This is a genomic window from Streptomyces flavochromogenes, assembly GCF_000717595.1.
Taxonomy (GTDB): domain Bacteria; phylum Actinomycetota; class Actinomycetes; order Streptomycetales; family Streptomycetaceae; genus Streptomyces; species Streptomyces flavochromogenes.
On sequence record NZ_JNZO01000002.1, the window covers coordinates 257,651 to 277,381 of the forward strand.

The window sequence follows — 19,731 nt, forward strand, 5'->3', positions numbered from 1 at the left end:
CTCAGGACGCCAGTCCGGAAGACCAACCGCCCAGCTCCGTAGGGCGGTTGGTGATGATTCCGTCCACCCCGAGCGCGTCCAGGGCCTTCCAGCGGGCCGGGCTGTCGACCGTCCAGACGTTCACGGCGACGCCTGCCGCGTGCAGGTCGCGGACGAGCTCCGGGCGGCTGGACAGGGCCCGGTCCGAGGGGTTGTACGAGGCGAGGCGCAGGTCCTCGGCCACAGCGAGGGGGTCGGTGTCCAGGGTGTCCCGCAGAAGCCCCAACGGCAGGTCGGGGGCCAGCTCGTGGACGTACCGCAGGTGCGTGACCTCGAAGCTCTGGACGAAGACCCGGTCGCTCATGCCCTGTTCACGCACCAGCTCGACGATCCGGCGCACCTGGGAGTAGGTGTGGCTGCCCTTCACCTCCAGGAGCAGCTTCCCGCCCCGCAGCCGTAGATCCCGCAACTGGGCCTCCAGCGTGGGTACATGCGTGCCGGCGAAGGCCGGGGCGAACCAGGAACCGGCGTCGAGGGCGTCCAGCTCGGTGGAGGTCAGCGAGCGGATCGGTCCCGTGCCGTCCGTCGTCCGGTCGACGGTCGTGTCGTGGAGGACGTACGGTACGTCGTCCTCGCTGGGCTGGACGTCGTTCTCGATCCAGACGGCCCCGCCCCGCCGGGCCACCTCGCCGGCGATCAGGGTGTTCTCGGGGGCGGCCGAGGAGGCCCCCCGGTGGGCGATCACGGTCACGGGTGCCCCTGCCGGGCGCATCCAGGGACTCGTCGCCGCGGTGTCGTCCGCCGTGGGGCGGGGAGCCGCCAGCGCGGGCGAGGCGGTGGCGACGAGCACGGCCGCGAAACCGGCGACGGCGGTGACCACGACGACCAGGCCGGTGGTCCCGCGTCGCCGGCGGGGCCGGGAGGCGGGCGGGTGAGGGACTCTCATGTCCGCCCACCCTAAGGGGCGGCGGGCCGATCGGGCCGGATCACGGAGCGGCGCTCGCGTCGTGCCGCGGGACGGCTGATGCCGGGGACATGGAGGTATTCCGGAGAATCTCCGCGGAGGTGCTCACCGGAACCGGCGGCAACCTTCACCCGGCTCTCACCGATCGGCGAGCGGGTCGCCCGGGTGATGGCGATACGCCCGCATCCGCCCAACTGCACCGCGGTCGGCGCGTCGTTGCCGACGATGCGAACAGGTTTGCGTTTCGCTCAAGCGTTCTGGAACTCTCCGTTCGACTTACTGGCACAGGAGCAACGGAGACAACCACACATGCCCACACGGCGCATACGTCGCGCGTGGCTCACGGCCGCCGCCACGGCCTCGCTCGCGTTCACCGGCCTCGCGGCACCGGCCCAGGCGGAGGACCTTCCGCCCACCGCCCCGCAGAGCTGGATCCAGGAGCCCCGTACGACCGAGGCGACCGCCTCGCCGTACACCACCCGCGCCTGGACCGAGCCGGGCGGCGCGGCCTCACCCGGTGACTTCACGATGTCGCCCGGCGCGATGAACGCCGAGACCACCACACGGGTGGCCCGTCTGGACTCGGTGCTGCCCAAGTCCGGCGTCCAGAACCTGCTGGCCGGCGCGAACCGCACCGTACAGCCGTGGTGCTCCTCCCGGGACCCGTTCGGCACGGCGCCCGACCCCGACATCAAGTACTGCCTGCAGGACGACGACTCCGTCTCGCGGGAATGGGTCCCCCAGGGCATGACCGGCGTCTCCGACGCCAAGGACAACGAGCTGTGGGGCGACGCCGGCGACATCCAGCTCTTCGCCTCCTACGACGGCTGGGACCCGGGCCGCGAGAACGACCCCCTCCCGACGGCGGGCGACTGCACCACGGCCGAGCTGGAGGCGAACGACGCCTGCAACCAGAAGGGCGTCCGCATCACCTTCGTCCAGAGCCGGACCAACCCGGCGACGGGCAGCCCCGAGATCAAGTACCGGCACGTCCTGCTGGGCTGGACGTACGTGAACTCCGCCGACCACGTCTCCTTCGACGGTCTGCACGCCGCCGAGTACCCGATCCAGAAGGGCGTGCACGCGGGCGGGATCGTCTGGTACGGCAACTACCTCTACGTCGCCGACACCCGCAACGGCCTGCGCGTCTTCGACATGCGCACCATCATGGACCTCGACCCGGACGGCGACCCCAAGACGCACGACGCGATGGGGTCCGACACGGACGGCGTGAAGACCACCGCCAACGTCGAGGACAAGACGAAGGTCGGCCGGCACGACAACGTCTGGTACAGCTTCGGCTACCGCTACGTGATGCCCCAGGTGGCCGCCTGGAAGTTCAAGGCGACGCAGAGCAACCCGCAGGGCTCGTACGCCTGCGTCTCCACCGGAGCGCCGAAGGCCTCCTACATCTCGCTGGACCGCAGCACCACCCCGGACCGGCTCCTCATGGGCGAGTACTGCCGCCCCGAGAGCGGCTACCCCTCCACCGGCCGCATCGCCTCCTACCCGGTCGCGGCCCTGGAGGGCCGCTCGGCCGACGTCGCCGCCGAAGGCTGGGCGAACTACCTGCCCCTGGCCAACGGCGGCGCGCAGGGCGCCGCGGCGCACGAGGGCACCCTCTACGTGAACGAGTCGAAGGGCACCGACGAGCCCGGCAACCTCTGGCGCTACACGTGGGGCGGCGGCCGGCTGGTCCAGTCGGGGCAGGCCGTCAAGACCGCACGGGGCGCCGAGGACCTCTACGTCGAGCGCGGCACCGGCCGGCTGTGGTCCCTCTCCGAACACCGTCCGGGGCAGGAGGACGACTGCGGGGCGAACCCCGGCGCGGGCGATCCGGACGGGACGGACTACTGCCAGCGGGTGCTCTACGGGCACAAGCTGAGCTGGCTCGACGGGCAGCCGTAGCGGAGCAGGGGAAGGCCGCGCCGGGCGACCGGCACGGCCTTCCCCTCACGGACGCGGATCAGGCGCCGTCGGGAGCCCGCAGCTCCCCCGTCCGCGCCACCCGCGCGTACCAGCGGGCGCTGGACTTCGGGGTCCGCTCCAGGGTGTCGTAGTCCACCCGGACCGCGCCGAAGCGCTTCGCGTAGCCGTAACCCCACTCGAAGTTGTCGAGGAGCGACCAGAGGAAGTAGCCGCGGACGTCCACCCCGTCCTCCATCGCCCGGTGCACCGCCTCCAGATGCGCGTGCACGTACGCCGCGCGCTCCGGGTCGTGCACCGAACCGTCCGGGGACACCACGTCCTCGTAGGCGGCACCGTTCTCGCTGATGACCATCGGGAGCTCGGGGTACGCGGCGGACACCCGCGTCAGCAGGTCGTACAGCGCGCTCGGGTCGACCGCCCAGCCCATCGCCGTCGGCTCGCCCGGCGCCCGGTGGAAGGCGACCGAGCCCGAGCCCGGCCACGGCGAGTGGTCACTGTTGCCGTGACCGTCGTCCTGCGGCTTCTCCGCACCCTCCGGTACGTGCGAGACGACCGTCGGCGTGTAGTAGTTGACGGCCAGCAGATCCAGCGGCTGCCGGGCGGCCGCGGTGTCACCGTCCCGGACGAAGGACCAGTCGGTGACCTGCGCCGTGTCGCGGAGCAGGTCCTCGGGGTAGGCGCCCTCCAGCATCGGACCCAGCCAGATCCGGTTCCCGACGGCGTCGATCCGGCGGGCCGCGTCCAGGTCCTCGGCGGAACCCGTCAGCGGCCGCACCTCGTGGAGGTTGAGCGAGACCGAGATCTGCCGGTCCGCGGGCAGCGAGGACCGGAGGGCCTGGACCGCGAGACCGTGCCCGAGGTTCAGATGGTGAGCGGCGCGCAGCGAGGCCACCGGGTCCGTGCGGCCCGGGGCGTGCACCCCGGAGCCGTACCCCAGAAAGGCGCTGCACCAGGGCTCGTTGAGGGTGGTCCAGCGGGTCACCCGGTCGCCGAGCGCGTCGGCGACGATCCCCGCGTACTCGGCGAACCGCTCGGCGGTGGACCGCTCGGGCCAGCCGCCCGCGTCCTCCAGCTCCTGCGGAAGGTCCCAGTGGTAGAGGGTGAGCGCCGGCTCGATCCCGGCGGCGAGCAGCTCGTCGACGAGCGCCCGGTAGAAGTCCAGGCCCTTCTGGACGGCCGGCCCGCGCCCGGTGGGCTGCACACGGGACCAGGAGACGGAGAACCGGTAGGCGTTCAGGCCGAGTTCGGACATGATGCCGACGTCCTCGCGGAACCGGTGGTAGTGGTCCACGGCCACGTCACCGGTGTGCCCTTCGAAGACCTTGCCGGGGGTGTGCGAGAAGGTGTCCCAGATGGACGGAGTACGGCCGTCCTCGGCTGCCGCTCCCTCGATCTGGTACGCGGCGGTGGCCGCGCCCCAGAGGAAGTCGGACGGGAACGAGCGGGTGGCGGTGAGCGGCCGGGTTTCGGACGCGGTCATAGGAGAGGGCTCCCAACGCGGGTACGGGGTCGGTACGTTCGAGACGTTCGGTAGGAAGGGGCGGCGCGGGCCGGTCAGCTCTTGACGGCGCCGGCGGTGATGCCGCCCACGATGTGCTTGCCCAGGAAGGCGAAGACCAGGAGGAGCGGCACGGTGGATATCAGGGCGCCGGTCAGCACGACGGCGTGGTCCACCGTGTGGTTGCCCGCGCCGAGCCCGGCGAGTGCCACCTGAAGGGTGGGGTTGCCGTCCGGGGTGAGCGCGATGAAGGGCCAGAAGAAGTCGTTCCAGGCCTGCACGAAGACCAGCATGCCGAGCACGGCCATGGCGGGCCTCGCCACCGGGAAGACCACGTGCCAGATGATCCGGAGGCTGTGCGCGCCGTCCATCCGGGCCGCCTCCACCAGCTCCATCGGCAGCGCCTCCACCAGGAACTGGCGCATGAAGAACACGCCGAACGCGGCGACGAGCGAGGGCAGGACGACCGACTGGAGCTGATCGAACCAGCCGAGGTCGGTGATGATCTGGTACAGCGGGATGACGCTGAGCTGCGGCGGGATCGTCATGGTGGCGACCACCAGGGAGAGCAGCATGCCCCGGCCCCGGAACGGCAGCTTGGCGAAGGCGAAACCGGCGAGCGTGGAGAACAGCACGGTGGACAGGGCCACCAGGCTCGCCACGATCGTGGTGTTGATCAGCGCCTCACCCATGTCGACCTGGTTCCAGGCGAAGCTGAGGTTGTCCAGGAGACGGTTGCCGGGCAGCAGAGGCGCGGGCGCCTCCACGACCCGCTCGCCGCTGTGCGAGGCGGCCACCACGTTCCAGTACAGCGGGAAGAGCGAGACGAACGCGGCACCGACGAGCAGCACATAGGTGAGCGGTCCCGCGTGGTGCTGGCGGCCGGCCGTCTGCCGGAAGCGGCGCCCGGGGCGGGCCGCCGGGGCGGCGGCCGGGATTCCGGACCCGGCCGGGCTCCTGTCGAGTGTGTGCGCCATGAGGTCAGCCCCCCAGCTTCTTGCGGTTGTGGCGGGAGACGAGCGCCTGGACGCCGCCGACGAGCAGCAGGAGCAGCAGCATGACCCACGCGATCGCCGACGCCTGGCCCAGTGCGCCGGTCACCCACCCCTTCTCGTACATCAGCAGGCTCAGCGTCTGGAACTGGTTGCCGCTGCCGCCGCTGATGCCGACGCTGCCGCCGAAGAGCATCGGCTCGCCGAACAGCTGGGTGGCGCCGATGGTGGAGACGACGATCGTGAAGAGGATGGTCGGCCGGATCGACGGGATCGTGACGCTGATGAACTGGCGCCAGCGCGAGGCCCCGTCGAGCGAGGCGGCCTCGTACAGGTCCTGCGGCACGGCCTGCATGGCGGCCAGGTAGATCAGGGCGTTGTAGCCGGTCCAGCGCCAGGTGACGATCACCGAGATGGCGATCTGCGCCGGCCACTTGGACGACTCCCAGTTCACCGGGTCGATGCCGACCCAGCCCAGGACGCTGTTGATCATCCCGTAGTCGGTGTTGAACAGCTGGGCGAAGACCAGGGTCGCCGCCGCGATCGAGGTGGCGTACGGGGCGAGGATCGCGACCCGGAAGAAGCCCCGGCCGCGGAGCTTGTAGTTGAGCAGATGCGCCAGGCCCAGCGCCATGAGCAGCTGGGGGACGGTCGCGATCACTCCGATGGTGAAGGTGTTGAAGAGCGCGTTCCAGAAGAACTCACTGGTCGCGAGGTCGGTGTAGTTCTCCAGACCCTTCCACGTCGGGTCCCCGCCGAGCTCGACCCGGTTGAGCGAGAGCCAGCCGGTGTAGATCAGCGGGAAGAGGCCGAAGGCGGCGAAGGTGAGGAAGAAGGGGGCGACGAAGACGTACGGGATCGCCTTGATGTCCCAGCGGTAGAGCGTGCTGCGCAGGCCGCCGGGGGAGCGGCGGCCGCGCGGGCCGGGGGAGGAGGGCGGTGCGGCGGGCGGCGGGGAGCCGTCCGGCCTCGCCCGAACGGAGGTGGCCACGGGGGCATCCTTCCAGGGTCGATGCGTGCGGTGGTGCGGACGGTGCCGGTCCGCCGCCCGCAGGCGGCGGCGGACCGGCAGGTGTCCCCGCTACTGGTCGATCTTGTCGTCGACCAGCTTCTTGACGTTCTCCCAGGCCTTGGCCGGGTCGGTGCCGCGCTGCTCGATGTCGAGGATGCCGTTGTCGGTGAGGAAGGTCTTGACCTGGCCGTCGTAGCGGCTGATCACCGCGGGGGTGATCCCGGACGCCGCGCTGGAGAAGATCTTGCCGACGGGGGTGTCGCCGAAGTACGGCAGCTTCGCCTCCTGGACGGCCGTGGAGGTGAGCGTGTCCTTGGACGAGGGGATGTTGCCGTTGACCGCGAAGACCTTGGCGTGCTGCGCCGGGGCGGTCAGCCAGGCGGCCAGCTCGGCGGCCTCCTTGGTGTGCTTGCCGGCCTTGGGCACGGCGAGGAACGAGCCGCCCCAGTTGCCGGCGACCGGCGGCGCGGCGATGTCCCACTTGCCCTGGTTGGCGGGGCCCGCCTGGTCCTTGATGATGCCGGTCATCCAGCTGGGGCAGGCGACGGTGGCGAACTTCGAGTTCTTGAAGGCGGCGTTCCAGGTGCCCTTCTCGTCGAACTGGCGCAGCTTGGCGGTCAGTCCGCCCTGGGCGGCCTTGACCGCGGTGTCCCAGGCGTTCTTCACGCCGGGGCTGTTCTCCCAGTCGAGCTCGCCGCTCGTGTTGGCGTACTGCACCGGGTCGCTGGAGACGACGGCGTTGAAGAGACCGCTCGCCGAGTCGTGGAAGGAGGTGCCGGCGGGCGCGGCCGCCTTGTACTTCTCGCCGGTCGCGATGAACTTGGCCCAGTCGCCGGACCACAGCTTGCCGACGGCGTCGCGATCGGTGGGCAGCTTGGCCTTGGCGAAGAGGTCCTTGTTGTAGCAGATGGCCATGGGGCCGATGTCGGTGCCGATGGCGATGACCTTGCCGTCGCCCGTCGTCGCCTGCTTGACCTTCCAGTCGAGGAAGGCGTCGATCTTCGCGCCGCCCTCCTTGCTCAGGTCGACCCACTTGTTCGCCATCGCCGTGCCGGTCGCCTCGGCGATGTAGCCGACCTCGACGGCCTGGATGTCGGCGACGCCGCTGTTCTGGGCGAGGCGCAGCTTCAGCGTGTCCCAGTACTTCTGACCGTCGGAGACGTTCGACTCCTCGATCTTGATGTTCGGGTGGAGCCGCTCGTACTCGGCGTAGAGCTTCGCGCCGGTCTTGTTGTCGTAGCCGAAGGAACCGAAGGTCCCGATCCGCAGCGTGATCTTCTCGGTGCCCTGGCCGCCCCCGCCGCCCTTGCCGCCGTTGTCGTCGTCGCTGCCGCAACCGGTGAGCAGGGTCGTGCCGGTCACGACGACGGCGACCGCCGCGATCGCCGCACGGCGTCCGCGTCTGCTGCTGGAAGTGCGCATTCCACTCTCCTCGTCCAAGGTGGTGCTCGTTGTGCGCCAAGAGGGCCCGGCCGGCTGATCGCGGCTCGGCGGCGCCTGCCAGGACCTGATGCAAGGCTGTGCGCGTCCCGGATGGGAGCGCTCCCACGTCGTTGCCGGAAGGTTGCTCTCTGGCGGGTGCGGGTGTCAAGACATGAACGCGGATTCGTTACCGGAAGGTTTTCCGGGGGTTTCGCGTACCTGGGCGCGGGCGGTCGCGTCATCTCCTGAACACACCTCATGGCGCGGGGGTGGGGGCGTGGACTACTGTGGGAGCGCTCCCATCCCTGCTTTCGTTTCCGGCGGGACCGTGGTGAGCAGCGCGTTGTCCTACGAGGGGAGTTCGGGAGTTGTGAGCGGACGGCAGAGCGGCAGACCCACCCTGGAGCAGGTCGCGGCCAGGGCCGGGGTCGGCCGGGGCACGGTCTCCCGGGTGATCAACGGCTCCCCCCGGGTGAGCGAGCAGACCAGAACGGCCGTCGCCAGAGCAGTCGCCGAACTCGGCTACGTACCCAACCAGGCCGCCCGCGCGCTCGCCGGCAGCCGCACGGACGCGATCGCGCTCGTCATCCCCGAGGCCGAGGCCCGGCTCTTCACGGAGCCGTACTTCCTCGACCTGATCCGCGGGGTGAGTGCCGAACTCGCCGAGGCCGACAAGCAGTTGCTGCTCACCCTGGTCCGCAGCGAGCAGGAGCGGCAGCGCTTCGAGCAGTATCTGGCCGCCCAGCGCGTCGACGGCGTCCTGCTCGCCTCCGTCCACGGTGACGACCCGCTGCCCGACCGGATCAGGGAACTGGGGCTGCCGGTCGTCATGAACGGACGCCGCTCCGAGGCCGAGCCCGTGCCGTACGTCGACTCCGACAACATCGGGGCCGGCCGGGCGGCCGTCGCCCACCTCGTGGGGCGGGGGCGGAGCAGGATCGCGACCGTCACCGGACCGCTCGACATGTACGTGGCCCGTGCCCGGCTCGGCGGCTACCGGGCGGGGCTCGCGGAGGCCGGACTCGCCCCCGACGAGGAGCTGGTCTCCGCGGGCGACTTCACCGAGGAGGGCGGCCGGAGGGCGATGCGGCTGCTGCTCGACCGCAGCCCGGACCTGGACGCCGTCTTCGTCGCCTCCGACGTCATGGCGGCCGGCGCGCGGGGCGCGCTGCGGGAGGCGGGCCGCCGGGTCCCCGAGGACGTGGCCCTCGTCGGCGTCGACGACTCACCGGTGGCGCGGCTGATGGACCCGCCGCTGACGAGCGTGCGGCAGCCGATCGAGGAGATGGGCCGCACGATGGCCCGGATGCTCCTGGAGGAGATCGTGGAGGCACCGGAGGAGCCCCGTCGGCGGGTGCTGCCGACGGAGCTGATCGAGCGGGAGTCGTGCTGATCGCCACCGCGGCCCGCGAGCTCCTCGGAGCGTCGGGTGACGCGCTCGCCGGCCGGGCCGTCGTCAACCTGACGGACGGCACGTCGGCGGAGGCCAGGGCGGTGGCCGACGGGGCCGGAGGCCGGGGTGCGCGGTATCTCCACGGCCAGATCGTGACGATCGCCCTGGGCATCGGGGCAGCGGGGACCGTGGTCCTCTACGGTGGTTCCTCCTCCGTCCACGAGCGCTTTCAGCCGGTGCTCCGGCTGATCCGAGGGCGGGGAACGCTGATCGCCGAGGACGCCGGCGTCCCGGCCCTGTACGGCATGGCGGTGCACGACACCATGTGGGGCGCACTCAACGGATTCCCGCACGCGGCCGCCCTGCTGTCCAGTGAGGGCATCGGGGTGAAGCGGTTCCCGGACGACGCCCAGGCCTCCATGTCGGCGCTCCTCGCGTCCTTTCCGGTGATCGCTGACGAGGTCGACTGCGGGACGTACGCGGCGGAGTACGGGGCACTCCAGCACCACCGGCCGTCGGTCGAGGACCTGGTCCGCGAGAGCGCGGCACGGAACGTCGACGCCGAGTCCCCCCCCGCTACACCCTTGATCTGGTGAACAAGGCCGTGGAAGAGGGGGTCGGCGGCGACAGTGACGCGCGGCTGGTCGAGCACTTCAGGAAGTAGCCCGACAGCGCGACAGCCTGCGGCCGGCCGGGACCCGGAGGTCCGGCCGGCCGCAGGGGCCCGGGCGGGGAGCTACAGCGCCGGGTGGGCGTTCTTCAGGAGCTCCTGGAACTGGGCCGAGAACCACTGGCCCGAGATCGGGGCGTCCGGCAGCGCGCCCGACATGCTGTTCCCGTTACGGGCGTTGCCCGTGTACGTCGGGTCGCACATCCGGTCGAAGCCCTTGCCCTCGTTGTTCGGGATCTCCTTGCTGGCGCCGTCGGACTCGCCCGGGGGCTTGACCCAGACGTACGCGTCGATGCCCGCGGCGGGCGCAGCCTGGGGTCGCTCGCCGAGCCCCGCGCCGGACTGGTTGCACCAGTTGCCGAGGTGGATGCGACGGTCGTACTTGCCGCCGTTGACGTACGTGTCGACGGTGGTCGTCGGGCCCGCGGCGGTGGGCCGGGCGGTGCCGCCCCAGCCGTTGCGGGAGGTGTCGATCAGCATGCCGAGGTTGCTGTCGAAGCCGAGCGAGACCAGCTTGGTGCGCATCGCCTGGGCGTAGGACAGCTCGTCGGTGTACCGGTTCCAGTCGACCCACTTCGACTGGCGCACGGAGACGCCGTTCACGCTGTCGTTGATGGTGAAGTGGTCCTCCTTCAGGGCGCTGTAGTTGGCGGTGTTGACGATGAAGCCGTGGACGTTGGCGACCGTGGAGCCCTCGGCCGTGGCGGCCTGCTTGAACAGCTCGGCGGAGGCGCCGAAGTTGTCGTCCCAGCCCAGCCAGCCGTGGTGGCCGGCGTCCACGTAGTTGTAGACGTTGCCGATCGCGCCCAGCTTCTTGAGCGCGTAGCCGACGCCGGTGATGTAGTTGCCGTTGGCCTTCATGACGTCGCAGTTGGCCGTGGCGGTCGGGCGTCCCGAGACGTTGGTGACCAGGTTCGGCAGCGAGTCGATCTCGACCGTGGTGACGATCCGCAGGCCCGCGTACTTCGAGTCGGCGAGGATCGCGGCGATCGGGTCGATGTACTCGGTCTTGTAGCGGCCGATCTCGGTCGGGCCGAGCTCTCCGTTGGAGGCGAGCGCGGCACAGTCGCGGCCGGGCAGGTTGTAGATGACCAGCTGGACGACGAGCTCGCCGGAGCCCTTCTGCTTCAGGGCCTCGTCGAGGTGGGCGCGCAGACCCATGGAGGTGGACGAGCCGTTGACGGCGGCGATCCGGTCCAGCCAGACACCGGTGGGCTGGTTCGAGATCTTGGAGCCGCCCGGCTCGGCCGCCGCCTTCGCGGACCATTCGGGGTTCACGTACACCTTGGCGCCGGCGTACGGGTTGTCGGCCTTGGTGCCGGCCGGCGGCGTCGTCGGCGGGGTGGTCGGGGGAGTGGTGGGCGGGGTGGTCGGGGGTGTCGTCGGCTCGGTGGCGCCGTTGCAGACGACCCCGTTGAGCTTGAAGGTCGCGGGTACGGCGTTGGTGCCGCTGTACGAGCCGTTGAACCCGAAGGAGGCCGAACCACCGGTGGCCAGGGTTCCGTTGTAGGAGAGGCTCTTGGCGGTGACGGCGGCGCCGGACTGGGTGATGGTGGCGTTCCAGCCCTGGGTGACCTGCTGGTTGCCGGCGTAGGTCCACTCGAGGGTCCAGGCGGCCACCGGGTCACCGGTGTTGGTGACGGTCACGCTGGTGCCGAAGCCGGTGTTCCACTGGTTGGTGATCTGGTAGTCGACCTTGCAGCCGGGGGTGGCGGCGCCGGCGGTGGCGGTGCCGAAGACGGTGGCGGTGGCGCCGGTGGCCGTGATGAGACCGAGGGCGGCCAGGAGGGCGGTGCGGCTGGTGCGGCTCATGCGGGTGGGGATTCCTTTCAGGGGGTTTCCAGGGACTTCAGGGGGTGAGTGCGCGCAGATGATCGCGCAGTCCGATGCCGAATGCGGTGGGGGTGCCGTCGTACGAACTGATCAGTGCGGGACCGGAGTTGCAGTTCCAGGTGTTCCAGGTCCAGCCCAGGTACGAGAGGCCGCGGTCGTCGAACCACTTCATGACGCGGTCGATGAACGCGTGTCCGCAGGTGTTCTCACCGATCTCGCCCGCGAGGAGCGGAACCTCGGCGGCTACCGGGGCGAGGGTGTTGTTCCAGCACGTCTCGTCGGCGCAGGTGTTGAAGTTGTAGACGTGCCAGGCGGCGGCCAGATTGCCCGCCGGGTCCGTGGGGCGGTACGTGAGCCACTGGCTCAGGTCGTTGGAGTACGCGATGCCCGGGACGAGGACGAGGTTCTTCGACCCCGTGGCCCGCACCGCGTCCAGCAGGTCCTGCATGCCGGCGACCTCGTAGCCGATGCCGGGGCAGGTGCCGCCGTCGCGCCAGCAGGACCAGGCCTGGGCCGCGGTGGAGGTCGCCCGGTCCGGATAGGGCTCGTTGAACAGGTCGAAGACGACCCGCTTGTCGTTCTTGAAGGTGTTCGCCACCGAGGTCCAGAACGCCGGTGTGTACTGGGCGTCGGGCATCGGCTTCTGGCAGGAGGCGTGGACGTCGGCGCAGCCGGCGGAGTTGCCCGTGTACTGGCCGTACGTCCAGTGGAGTTCGAGCACCGGGGTCATGCCGTGCGCGATGACCTTGGTGACCAGGTCCTTCACGGCGTTGATGTAGTTCGCGCCCCGGTACTCGGGCTTGATGTTGTCCAGGCCGAGCCAGCACTCCTCGTTGAGCGGAATGCGGACCGTGTTGGCCTTCCAGTCGGCGATCGCCTTGACGGAGGCGTCGTCGACGGGGCCGTCCCAGATGCCGTAGCCCTGGACGCACATGAACTCGCCGCCGGAGCGGTTGACGCCGAGCAGGCGTCGGGTCGCGCCGTTCTGATCGGTGAACCTGTTGCCGGACACGCCGAGTTCGGGCGCGCCGGTGACCGGGGCCGGTGTCGTCGGGGGAGTGGTGGGCGGGGTGGTGGGTGGTGTGGTCGGGGGAGTCGTGGGCGGTGTCGTCGGATCGGTGGGCGTGGGAGTCGGCGTCGGGGTGGTGCCCGAGTCGCACGGCGTGCCGTTGAGTGTGAACGCGGTGGGCGCGGTGTTGGTACCCGACCACGAGGCGATGAAGCCGCCCGTGACCTTCGCGCCCGTGGCGAGCGCGGCGTTCCAACTCTCGTTCACCACGGTGACGCCGGTCCCGGACTGGGACCACCTGCCGCCCCAGCCCTGACTGACGACCTGGCCGGCCGGGAGGGCGAAGCCGAGGGTCCAGCCGTTCAGTGCGGCACTGTTGTTGGTGACGGTGACGGCGCCCTGGTAGCCGCCGGCCCACTGGCCGACGACCGAGTACTCCACCGTGCAAGCGGGTGCGGCCGCGGCTCCTGAGGCCGTACCCATGAGGGCGAACGCGGTGCTCGCCATCGTGAGCGCCACTCCGGAGAGCAGCGCGGACAGACGTGGGGGATGTCGCATGAGCGAGTCCTCGCAGCGAGGGCACACCCCTGACGGTGTGCCGACCGGACGGATTCGCTCCCACTGGTCGGGCAGACCGTAGCGGCAACTGCCGCCAAGGAAAAGAGGTGTTGGGTAAATTCCCTCGCTGATTGCCTTCGACTCTTCACGCACCTTGACGCCGATGCGTCCCAACTGCACAGTGGGAGCGCTCCCACTGGTTCAGAGCTTGTCTCCATGCACCTTCGCTCTTCGCTCCCCCGACCTCCCGAGCCGCGAGGAGAACCACCCGCATGCCACGCCTCCGAGCAAGAACGCGACCACGCCGGCAGCTGACCGCGCTGGCCGCCGCGCTCTCCCTCCCCCTCGGTCTCACGGCCGTCGGGGCCACCCCGGCCCAGGCCGCCGACGTGCAGTGCAGCGTCGACTACAAGACGAACGACTGGGGTTCGGGCTTCACCGCCGAGCTCACCCTCACCAACCGCGCCACGACCGCGCTCAACGGCTGGACCCTCACCTACGCCTACGCCGGTGACCAGAAGCTCACCAACGGCTGGAGCGGCGTCTGGTCCCAGTCCGGCAAGAACGTCACGGTGACCAACGCCTCCTGGAACGGCGCCCTCGCCGCCGGGGCCGCCACCACCACCGGCGCCCAGTTCACCTACTCCGGCGCCAACGCCGCCCCCACCTCCTTCGCGGTCAACGGCACCCCCTGCACGGGCGCCCACCAGCCGCCCGTCGCCGTCCTCACCAGCCCCGCACCGGGCGCCGTCTTCACCTCGGGCGACGCGGTGCCCCTCGCCGCCACCGCCGCCGCGGCCGACAGCGCCACCGTGAGCAAGGTGGAGTTCTACAGCGACACCACGCTCCTCGGCACCGACACCACCGCGCCCTTCACCTTCAGCGCGTCCGGGCTCGGCACCGGCGCCCACTCCCTCTACGCCAAGGCCTACGACAGCCTCGGCGCCTCCGCCGAGTCCGCGCCCGTCGGCATCACCGTCGCCGCCGGCCCCGCGCTCGTCGCCGCCCCGAGCCAGCTCGGGGTCCGCCAGGGTGCGACCGGCACCTTCGACCTGAAGCTCTCCACCGCCCCCACCGCCAATGTCACGGTGAGCATCGCCCGTACCTCGGGCAACACCAATCTCACCGCGACCCCGGCCTCGCTCACCTTCACCCCGGCGAACTGGAACACCGCCCAGAAGGTGACCGTCGCCGCCGCGGCCACCGGAACCGGCTCCGCCGTCTTCACCGCGAGCGCACCCGGCCACGCCAAGGCCGAGGTCACCGTCGCCCAGCTGGCCGCGAACTCCACGTACGACGCCCGCTTCCTCGACCTCCACGGGAAGATCACCAACCCGGCCAACGGCTACTTCTCGCCCGAGGGCATCCCGTACCACTCCGTCGAGACGCTGATCGTCGAGGCCCCCGACCACGGGCACGAGACGACCTCGGAGGCGTACAGCTACCTCATCTGGCTCCAGGCCATGTACGGCAAGATCACCGGCGACTGGACCAAGTTCAACGGCGCCTGGGAGACCATGGAGAAATTCATGATCCCCACCCACGCCGACACGCCCACCACCGGCTCCTACAACGCCTCCAAGCCGGCCACCTACGCCCCCGAGTGGGACCTGCCCTCCCAGTACCCGGCGCGCCTCGACTCCGGTGTGACCTCCGGCTCCGACCCGATCGCCGCCGAACTCAAGAGCGCCTACGGCACCGACGACATCTACGGCATGCACTGGATCCAGGACGTCGACAACGTCTACGGCTTCGGCAACGAGCCCGGGAAGTGCTCCGCCGGTCCGACGGCCACCGGCCCCTCGTACATCAACACCTTCCAGCGCGGACCGCAGGAGTCCGTCTGGGAGACCGTCACCCACCCCACCTGCGACAACTTCGGCTACGGCGGACGGAACGGCTACCTGGACCTGTTCACCGGGGACGCCTCCTACGCCAAGCAGTGGAAGTTCACCAACGCCCCCGACGCCGACGCCCGCGCCGTACAGGCCGCCTACTGGGCCGACCTCTGGGCCAAGGAGCAGGGCAGGGGCGGTCAGGTCTCCGCCACCGTCGGCAAGGCCGCCAAGATGGGCGACTACCTGCGGTACGCCATGTTCGACAAGTACTTCAAGAAGGCCGGGAACTGCGTCGGCCCCACCACGTGCCCCGCCGGCACCGGCAAGGACAGCGCGCACTACCTGATGTCCTGGTACTACGCCTGGGGCGGCGCCACCGACACCTCGGCCGGCTGGTCCTGGCGCATCGGCTCCAGCCACGCCCACGGCGGCTACCAGAACCCCCTCGCCGCCTACGCGCTCAGCGAGTACGCCCCGCTCAAGCCCAAGTCGACGACGGGCGCGGCGGACTGGGCGACCAGCCTCGACCGGCAGCTGGAGTTCTACCGCTGGCTCCAGTCCGACGAGGGCGCCATCGCGGGCGGCGCCACCAACAGCTGGCAGGGCCGCTACGCCACCCCGCCGGCCGGCACCCCCACCTTCCACGGCCTCTTCTACGACGAGAAGCCCGTCTACCACGACCCGGCGTCGAACCAGTGGTTCGGCTTCCAGGCCTGGTCGATGGAGCGGGTCGCCGAGTACTACCAGCAGACCGGTGACGCCCAGGCGAAGACCGTCCTCGACAAATGGGTCTCCTGGGCGCTGTCCAAGACGACGGTCAACCCGGACGGCACCTACCGCATCCCCTCCACCCTGCAGTGGTCCGGCGCGCCCGACACCTGGAACGCGGCGAGCCCCGGCGCCAACGCCGGCCTGCACGTCACCGTCGCCGACTACACCGACGACGTCGGCGTGGCCGCCGCCTACGCCAAGACCCTCACCTACTACGCGGCCAAGTCCGGCCACGCCGAGGCCAAGCGCGTCGCCAAGGCCCTCCTCGACGGCATGTGGGACCACCACCAGGACCCGCTGGGCATCGCGGTCGAGGAGACCCGCGCCGACTACAACCGCTTCGACGACCCCGTGTACGTACCGAACGGCTGGACCGGCACCATGCCGAACGGCGACACGGTGAACAACTCCTCCACCTTCGCCTCGATCCGCACCTTCTACCAGGACGACCCGGCCTGGCCGAAGATCGAGGCCTACCTGGCGGGCGGCGCCGCGCCCGTCTTCACCTACCACCGGTTCTGGGCCCAGGCGGACATCGCCCTGGCCATGGGCTCGTACGCGGAGCTGCTCGAATAGCAGCCGCCCCGCACGGAGCGGCTCCGCGTACGACGAGACCGGGCGGTCCCCGAGAAGGGGACCGCCCGGTCCTCCGCGGTTCCCGCGTCTCTCCCGACGCCCTGTCACCGTCGTCTCCGGCGGGGCGCACGGTCGCATCCCGTCGCCCCGGCGGTGCGGCCGGTCCCAAGGGTCCATTGACGCCCGCGATCTCCCCTCCTACGTTCTCGTTCGGACATACGACCGTTGATCGATATGTCGAACATTTCGAGCGAGAGGGAATCGCGTGTCCCACCCCGAACGCACCACCCGCACCGCCCGTTTCACCCTCGACCCCGACTTCACCGTCGGGCCCGTCGACCCCCGCCTCTTCGGCTCCTTCGTCGAGCACCTCGGGCGCTGCGTCTACACCGGCATCCACGAACCGGGCCACCCCGCCGCCGACGAGGACGGGCTGCGCACCGACGTCCTGGAGCTCGTCCGCGAGCTGGGCGTCACCGCGATCCGCTACCCCGGCGGCAACTTCGTCTCCGGCTACCGCTGGGAGGACGGCGTCGGGCCCGTCGAGGAGCGTCCGCGCCGGCTCGACGTCGCCTGGCGGTCCACCGAGACCCATCGCTTCGGCCTGAGCGAGTTCATCGCCTTCCTGAGGAAGGTCGGGCCGCGGGCCGAGCCGATGATGGCGCTCAACCTCGGCACCCGGGGCATCGCCGAGGCCATGGACCTCGTCGAGTACGCCAACCACCCCGGCGGCACCGAACTCTCCGACCGCCGGATCGCCCACGGCGACAAGGACCCCTTCGGCATCCGCCTCTGGTGCCTGGGCAACGAGATGGACGGCACGTGGCAGACCGGGCAGAAGACCGCGGAGGAGTACGGCCGGCTCGCGGCGCAGACCGCGCGCGCCCTGCGCCGGATCGATCCGGCGCTCGAACTCGTCGCCTGCGGCAGCTCCGCGCGCGGACTTCCGACCTTCGCCTCCTGGGAGGCCACCGTCCTCGCCGAGACGTACGAGGTCGTCGACCACGTCTCGCTGCACGCCTACTACGAGGAGACCGACGGCGACCGCGACTCCTTCCTCGCCTCGGCCGTGGAGACGGAGGCCTTCATCGAGGAGGTCGTCGCCACCTGCGACCACGTCGGAGCCCGGCTGAAGTCGGCGAGGAGACTCACCCTCTCCTTCGACGAGTGGAACGTCTGGTACCAGCGCCGGCCCAACCCCCACCCCGTGGAGGACTGGCAGGAGGCTCCCCGCCTTCTGGAGGACGTCTACACGGTCACCGACGCCGTCGTGTTCGGCAGCCTCCTCATCACCCTGCTCCGGCACGCCGACCGGGTCGCGATCGCCTGTCTCGCCCAGCTCGTCAACGTGATCGCCCCGATCATGACCGAGCCCGGCGGCCCCGCCTGGCGTCAGACCACCTTCTTCCCCTTCGCCCAGGCGTCCCGGTACGGGCGGGGGACCGTTCTCGACGTGCGCGTCGACTCGCCGGCGTACGCCACGGACCGGTACGGCGACGGCCCGCTGCTGCACGCCACCGCCGTACGCGACGAGGACGGCGGTGTCACCGTCTTCGCGGTCAACCGTGGCCGGAACGCGCCCCTGACGCTCCAGCTCGCCCTGCGCGGCCTCGCGCCGGGCCGGGTCGTCGAGCACAGTGCGCTCGCGGACGCGGACCCGGAGGCGTCCAACACGCTCGACGAGCCGGAGCGGGTCGCGCCGCACGCGGTGACAGGCGCGACGCTCGTGGACGGGAGGCTGCGGGCCGTCCTGGAGCCGATGTCGTGGAACGTGATCCGGCTGCGCTGACGGACGCCCCGGCGGAGGCTCTGGCAGGCCTTGAGTTGAATCCTTTCAGGCCGACCCCCCTTACCCCTTGTTCGAAGCGCTTCGAAAGATCCTGTCCGAAGCGTTGACGTGACTGGCCGACGAACCTACTTTGTCCCAGCAAGCGCTTTCCTGAAACGTTCTAATCACACGCGCGGGAGGACGAACTGTGCGTACTCACGGCACTGTCGACCGTCGGAATCTGCTGAAGTTCGCGGGCGGGTCACTGGCGGCTCTCGGCCTGACCGCCGCGGGATGCGGCACCGGCTCCGGATCCGGGGACGGCACCGTCACCCTCCGGTACGCCTGGTGGGGCTCCGACGACCGGGCCAAGCGGATCAACCAGACGATCGCCCTCTTCGAGGAGAAGCACCCGAAGATCAAGATCAAGACCGACTTCCAGCCGTACGCCGACTTCTGGAAGAAGTTCAACACCCAGGCCTCGGCAGGCAACGCCCCCGACGTCTTCCAGAACGCCATCGGCTTCCTGCGCAAGTACGACGCGAAGAACGTCCTGCTCGATCTGCGTGAGCAGGCCGGGCAGGGCAACCTCCGGCTCGACGGCTTCCGGGCCGGCCTGGAGAAGTTCGGCGAGGTCGACGGCAAGCTCCTCGGCATACCCGTCGGAAGCAACTCGATGGCCCTGGTCGTCGACCAGGCCGTCTTCGGCAAGGCGGGTGTCGCCCCCAGGGCAGGATGGACCTGGGACGAGTACCACGCCGCCCTGGCCAAGATCCGCGACACCCAGGGGCGTGCCGGAGACGCCGGCCTCTACGGGATCATGTACCTGTACGACCTCTACCTGCGCCAGCAGGGCAAGGCCTTCTTCACCACCGCCGGACTCGGCTTCACCGAGGCGGATCTGACGGACTGGTGGACCAGGGCGCACCAGGGCGTGCAGTCCGGCGTCTACGCCGACCCGAAGCGGACCATCCAGGCCAAGCCGAAGTCCGCGGTCACCGCCGAACTCGCCGCCTGCGAGTTCACCTGGGACAACTTCACCGTCCGCTACGCCTCCGAGGGCAAGAGCCGGTACGGTCTCGCCCCCATCCCGACCACCGACGGCCGCAGGACCGGCCAGTACCTCGGCTCGCTCATGCTCAGCGGCTCCCGGCGCACCAAGCACCCCGAGGAAGTCGCCCGGTTCATCGACTTCATGGTGCACGACCCCGAGGTCGGGAAGATCATGGGCTACGACCGCGGCGTCCCGGCCACCACGGCCCAGTACGAGGCGTACGTGCCGAGCGACCCGGTCGGCAGGCAGATCGCCGCGTACGAGAAGCAGCTGGTGGAGTCCCGCCTCCTGGAGCCCATCACCCCGCACCCCGCGGGCGCCGACGTCACCGAGGCGGCCTTCCTGCGGCTCGGCGAGGAGATGTCACTGGGCACGAGGCCCGTCCCGGACGCGGTGAAGCAGTTCTTCACCGAGGCGAAGACGGCGCTCTCCTCCTGATGGACGCCGCCGTGACCTCCGTACCGA

13 protein-coding genes are annotated in these 19,731 nt (G+C 70.4%); 6 read left to right on the plus strand and 7 right to left on the minus strand.

All coding sequences use genetic code 11. The features are described from left to right. Nucleotide 1 precedes the first annotated feature (1 nt). Nucleotides 2-925, minus strand: a complete 924-nt coding sequence (locus tag IF00_RS0103260; protein WP_030313974.1) for a glycerophosphodiester phosphodiesterase — start codon at nt 923-925, stop codon at nt 2-4. A gap of 327 nt (nt 926-1,252) precedes the next feature. On the opposite strand from IF00_RS0103260, the gene IF00_RS0103265 reads away from it, so the two are divergent. Beyond that, on the plus strand, nt 1,253-2,851 hold the full coding sequence (locus IF00_RS0103265; protein WP_030313976.1) for a hypothetical protein: 1,599 nt from the start codon (nt 1,253-1,255) through the stop codon (nt 2,849-2,851). 58 nt (nt 2,852-2,909) lie between these two features. Here IF00_RS0103265 and IF00_RS0103270 read toward each other — a convergent pair whose 3' ends face one another. From IF00_RS0103270 to IF00_RS0103285, 4 genes are all read right to left on the minus strand, one after another. Continuing rightward, nucleotides 2,910-4,352, minus strand: a complete 1,443-nt coding sequence (locus IF00_RS0103270) for a GH1 family beta-glucosidase (protein ID WP_030313978.1) — start codon at nt 4,350-4,352, stop codon at nt 2,910-2,912. Nucleotides 4,353-4,426: 74 nt separating this feature from the next. Beyond that, the gene (locus IF00_RS0103275) at nt 4,427-5,347 is read right to left on the minus strand and encodes a carbohydrate ABC transporter permease (RefSeq protein ID WP_030313979.1); all 921 of its coding nucleotides are present in this window, start codon (nt 5,345-5,347) and stop codon (nt 4,427-4,429) included. A gap of 4 nt (nt 5,348-5,351) precedes the next feature. Then, complete coding sequence (locus IF00_RS0103280) at nt 5,352-6,353, minus strand: carbohydrate ABC transporter permease (RefSeq protein ID WP_030313981.1); 1,002 nt, start codon at nt 6,351-6,353, stop codon at nt 5,352-5,354. Nucleotides 6,354-6,443: 90 nt separating this feature from the next. After that, complete coding sequence (locus tag IF00_RS0103285; protein ID WP_030313983.1) at nt 6,444-7,796, minus strand: ABC transporter substrate-binding protein; 1,353 nt, start codon at nt 7,794-7,796, stop codon at nt 6,444-6,446. A gap of 370 nt (nt 7,797-8,166) precedes the next feature. Here IF00_RS0103285 and IF00_RS0103290 point away from each other — a divergent pair, with 370 nt between their 5' ends. Both IF00_RS0103290 and IF00_RS40905 read left to right on the plus strand, forming a co-directional pair. Next, nucleotides 8,167-9,189: a LacI family DNA-binding transcriptional regulator gene (locus IF00_RS0103290; RefSeq protein ID WP_030313985.1), complete on the plus strand. Its 1,023-nt coding sequence runs from the start codon at nt 8,167-8,169 to the stop codon at nt 9,187-9,189. Then, nucleotides 9,183-9,785, plus strand: a complete 603-nt coding sequence (locus IF00_RS40905; RefSeq protein ID WP_051819758.1) for an imine reductase family protein — start codon at nt 9,183-9,185, stop codon at nt 9,783-9,785. The genes IF00_RS0103290 and IF00_RS40905 overlap by 7 nt, the downstream gene beginning before the upstream one ends. A 140-nt stretch (nt 9,786-9,925) precedes the next feature. On the opposite strand, the gene IF00_RS0103300 is transcribed toward IF00_RS40905, so the two are convergent. Further along, complete coding sequence (locus IF00_RS0103300; RefSeq protein ID WP_030313987.1) at nt 9,926-11,671, minus strand: glycoside hydrolase family 6 protein; 1,746 nt, start codon at nt 11,669-11,671, stop codon at nt 9,926-9,928. A gap of 37 nt (nt 11,672-11,708) precedes the next feature. Further along, nucleotides 11,709-13,259 (minus strand): cellulase family glycosylhydrolase, encoded by a 1,551-nt coding sequence (locus IF00_RS0103305; protein WP_030313989.1) that lies wholly within the window; start codon nt 13,257-13,259, stop codon nt 11,709-11,711. 272 nt (nt 13,260-13,531) lie between these two features. On the opposite strand from IF00_RS0103305, the gene IF00_RS0103310 reads away from it, so the two are divergent. From IF00_RS0103310 to IF00_RS0103320, 3 genes are all read left to right on the plus strand, one after another. Next, on the plus strand, nt 13,532-16,444 hold the full coding sequence (locus IF00_RS0103310) for a glycoside hydrolase family 48 protein (RefSeq protein ID WP_030313991.1): 2,913 nt from the start codon (nt 13,532-13,534) through the stop codon (nt 16,442-16,444). A 265-nt stretch (nt 16,445-16,709) separates the two neighbouring features. Then, nucleotides 16,710-18,233, plus strand: a complete 1,524-nt coding sequence (gene arfA / locus IF00_RS0103315; RefSeq protein WP_030313993.1) for an arabinosylfuranosidase ArfA — start codon at nt 16,710-16,712, stop codon at nt 18,231-18,233. Between the two features lie 187 nt (nt 18,234-18,420). Then, entirely contained in the window at nt 18,421-19,704 is a 1,284-nt protein-coding gene (locus IF00_RS0103320; protein WP_030313995.1) for an ABC transporter substrate-binding protein, read from the plus strand. The last annotated feature ends 27 nt before the right edge of the window (nt 19,705-19,731 follow it).

Coding starts and splice junctions, on each gene's coding strand:
- IF00_RS0103260 (WP_030313974.1), bottom strand. CDS start 925: ATGAGAGTCCCTCACCCGCCCGCCTCCCGGCCCCGCCGGCGACGCGGG.
- IF00_RS0103265 (WP_030313976.1), top strand. CDS start 1,253: ATGCCCACACGGCGCATACGTCGCGCGTGGCTCACGGCCGCCGCCACG.
- IF00_RS0103270 (WP_030313978.1), bottom strand. CDS start 4,352: ATGACCGCGTCCGAAACCCGGCCGCTCACCGCCACCCGCTCGTTCCCG.
- IF00_RS0103275 (WP_030313979.1), bottom strand. CDS start 5,347: ATGGCGCACACACTCGACAGGAGCCCGGCCGGGTCCGGAATCCCGGCC.
- IF00_RS0103285 (WP_030313983.1), bottom strand. CDS start 7,796: ATGCGCACTTCCAGCAGCAGACGCGGACGCCGTGCGGCGATCGCGGCG.
- IF00_RS0103300 (WP_030313987.1), bottom strand. CDS start 11,671: ATGAGCCGCACCAGCCGCACCGCCCTCCTGGCCGCCCTCGGTCTCATC.
- IF00_RS0103305 (WP_030313989.1), bottom strand. CDS start 13,259: ATGCGACATCCCCCACGTCTGTCCGCGCTGCTCTCCGGAGTGGCGCTC.
- IF00_RS0103310 (WP_030313991.1), top strand. CDS start 13,532: ATGCCACGCCTCCGAGCAAGAACGCGACCACGCCGGCAGCTGACCGCG.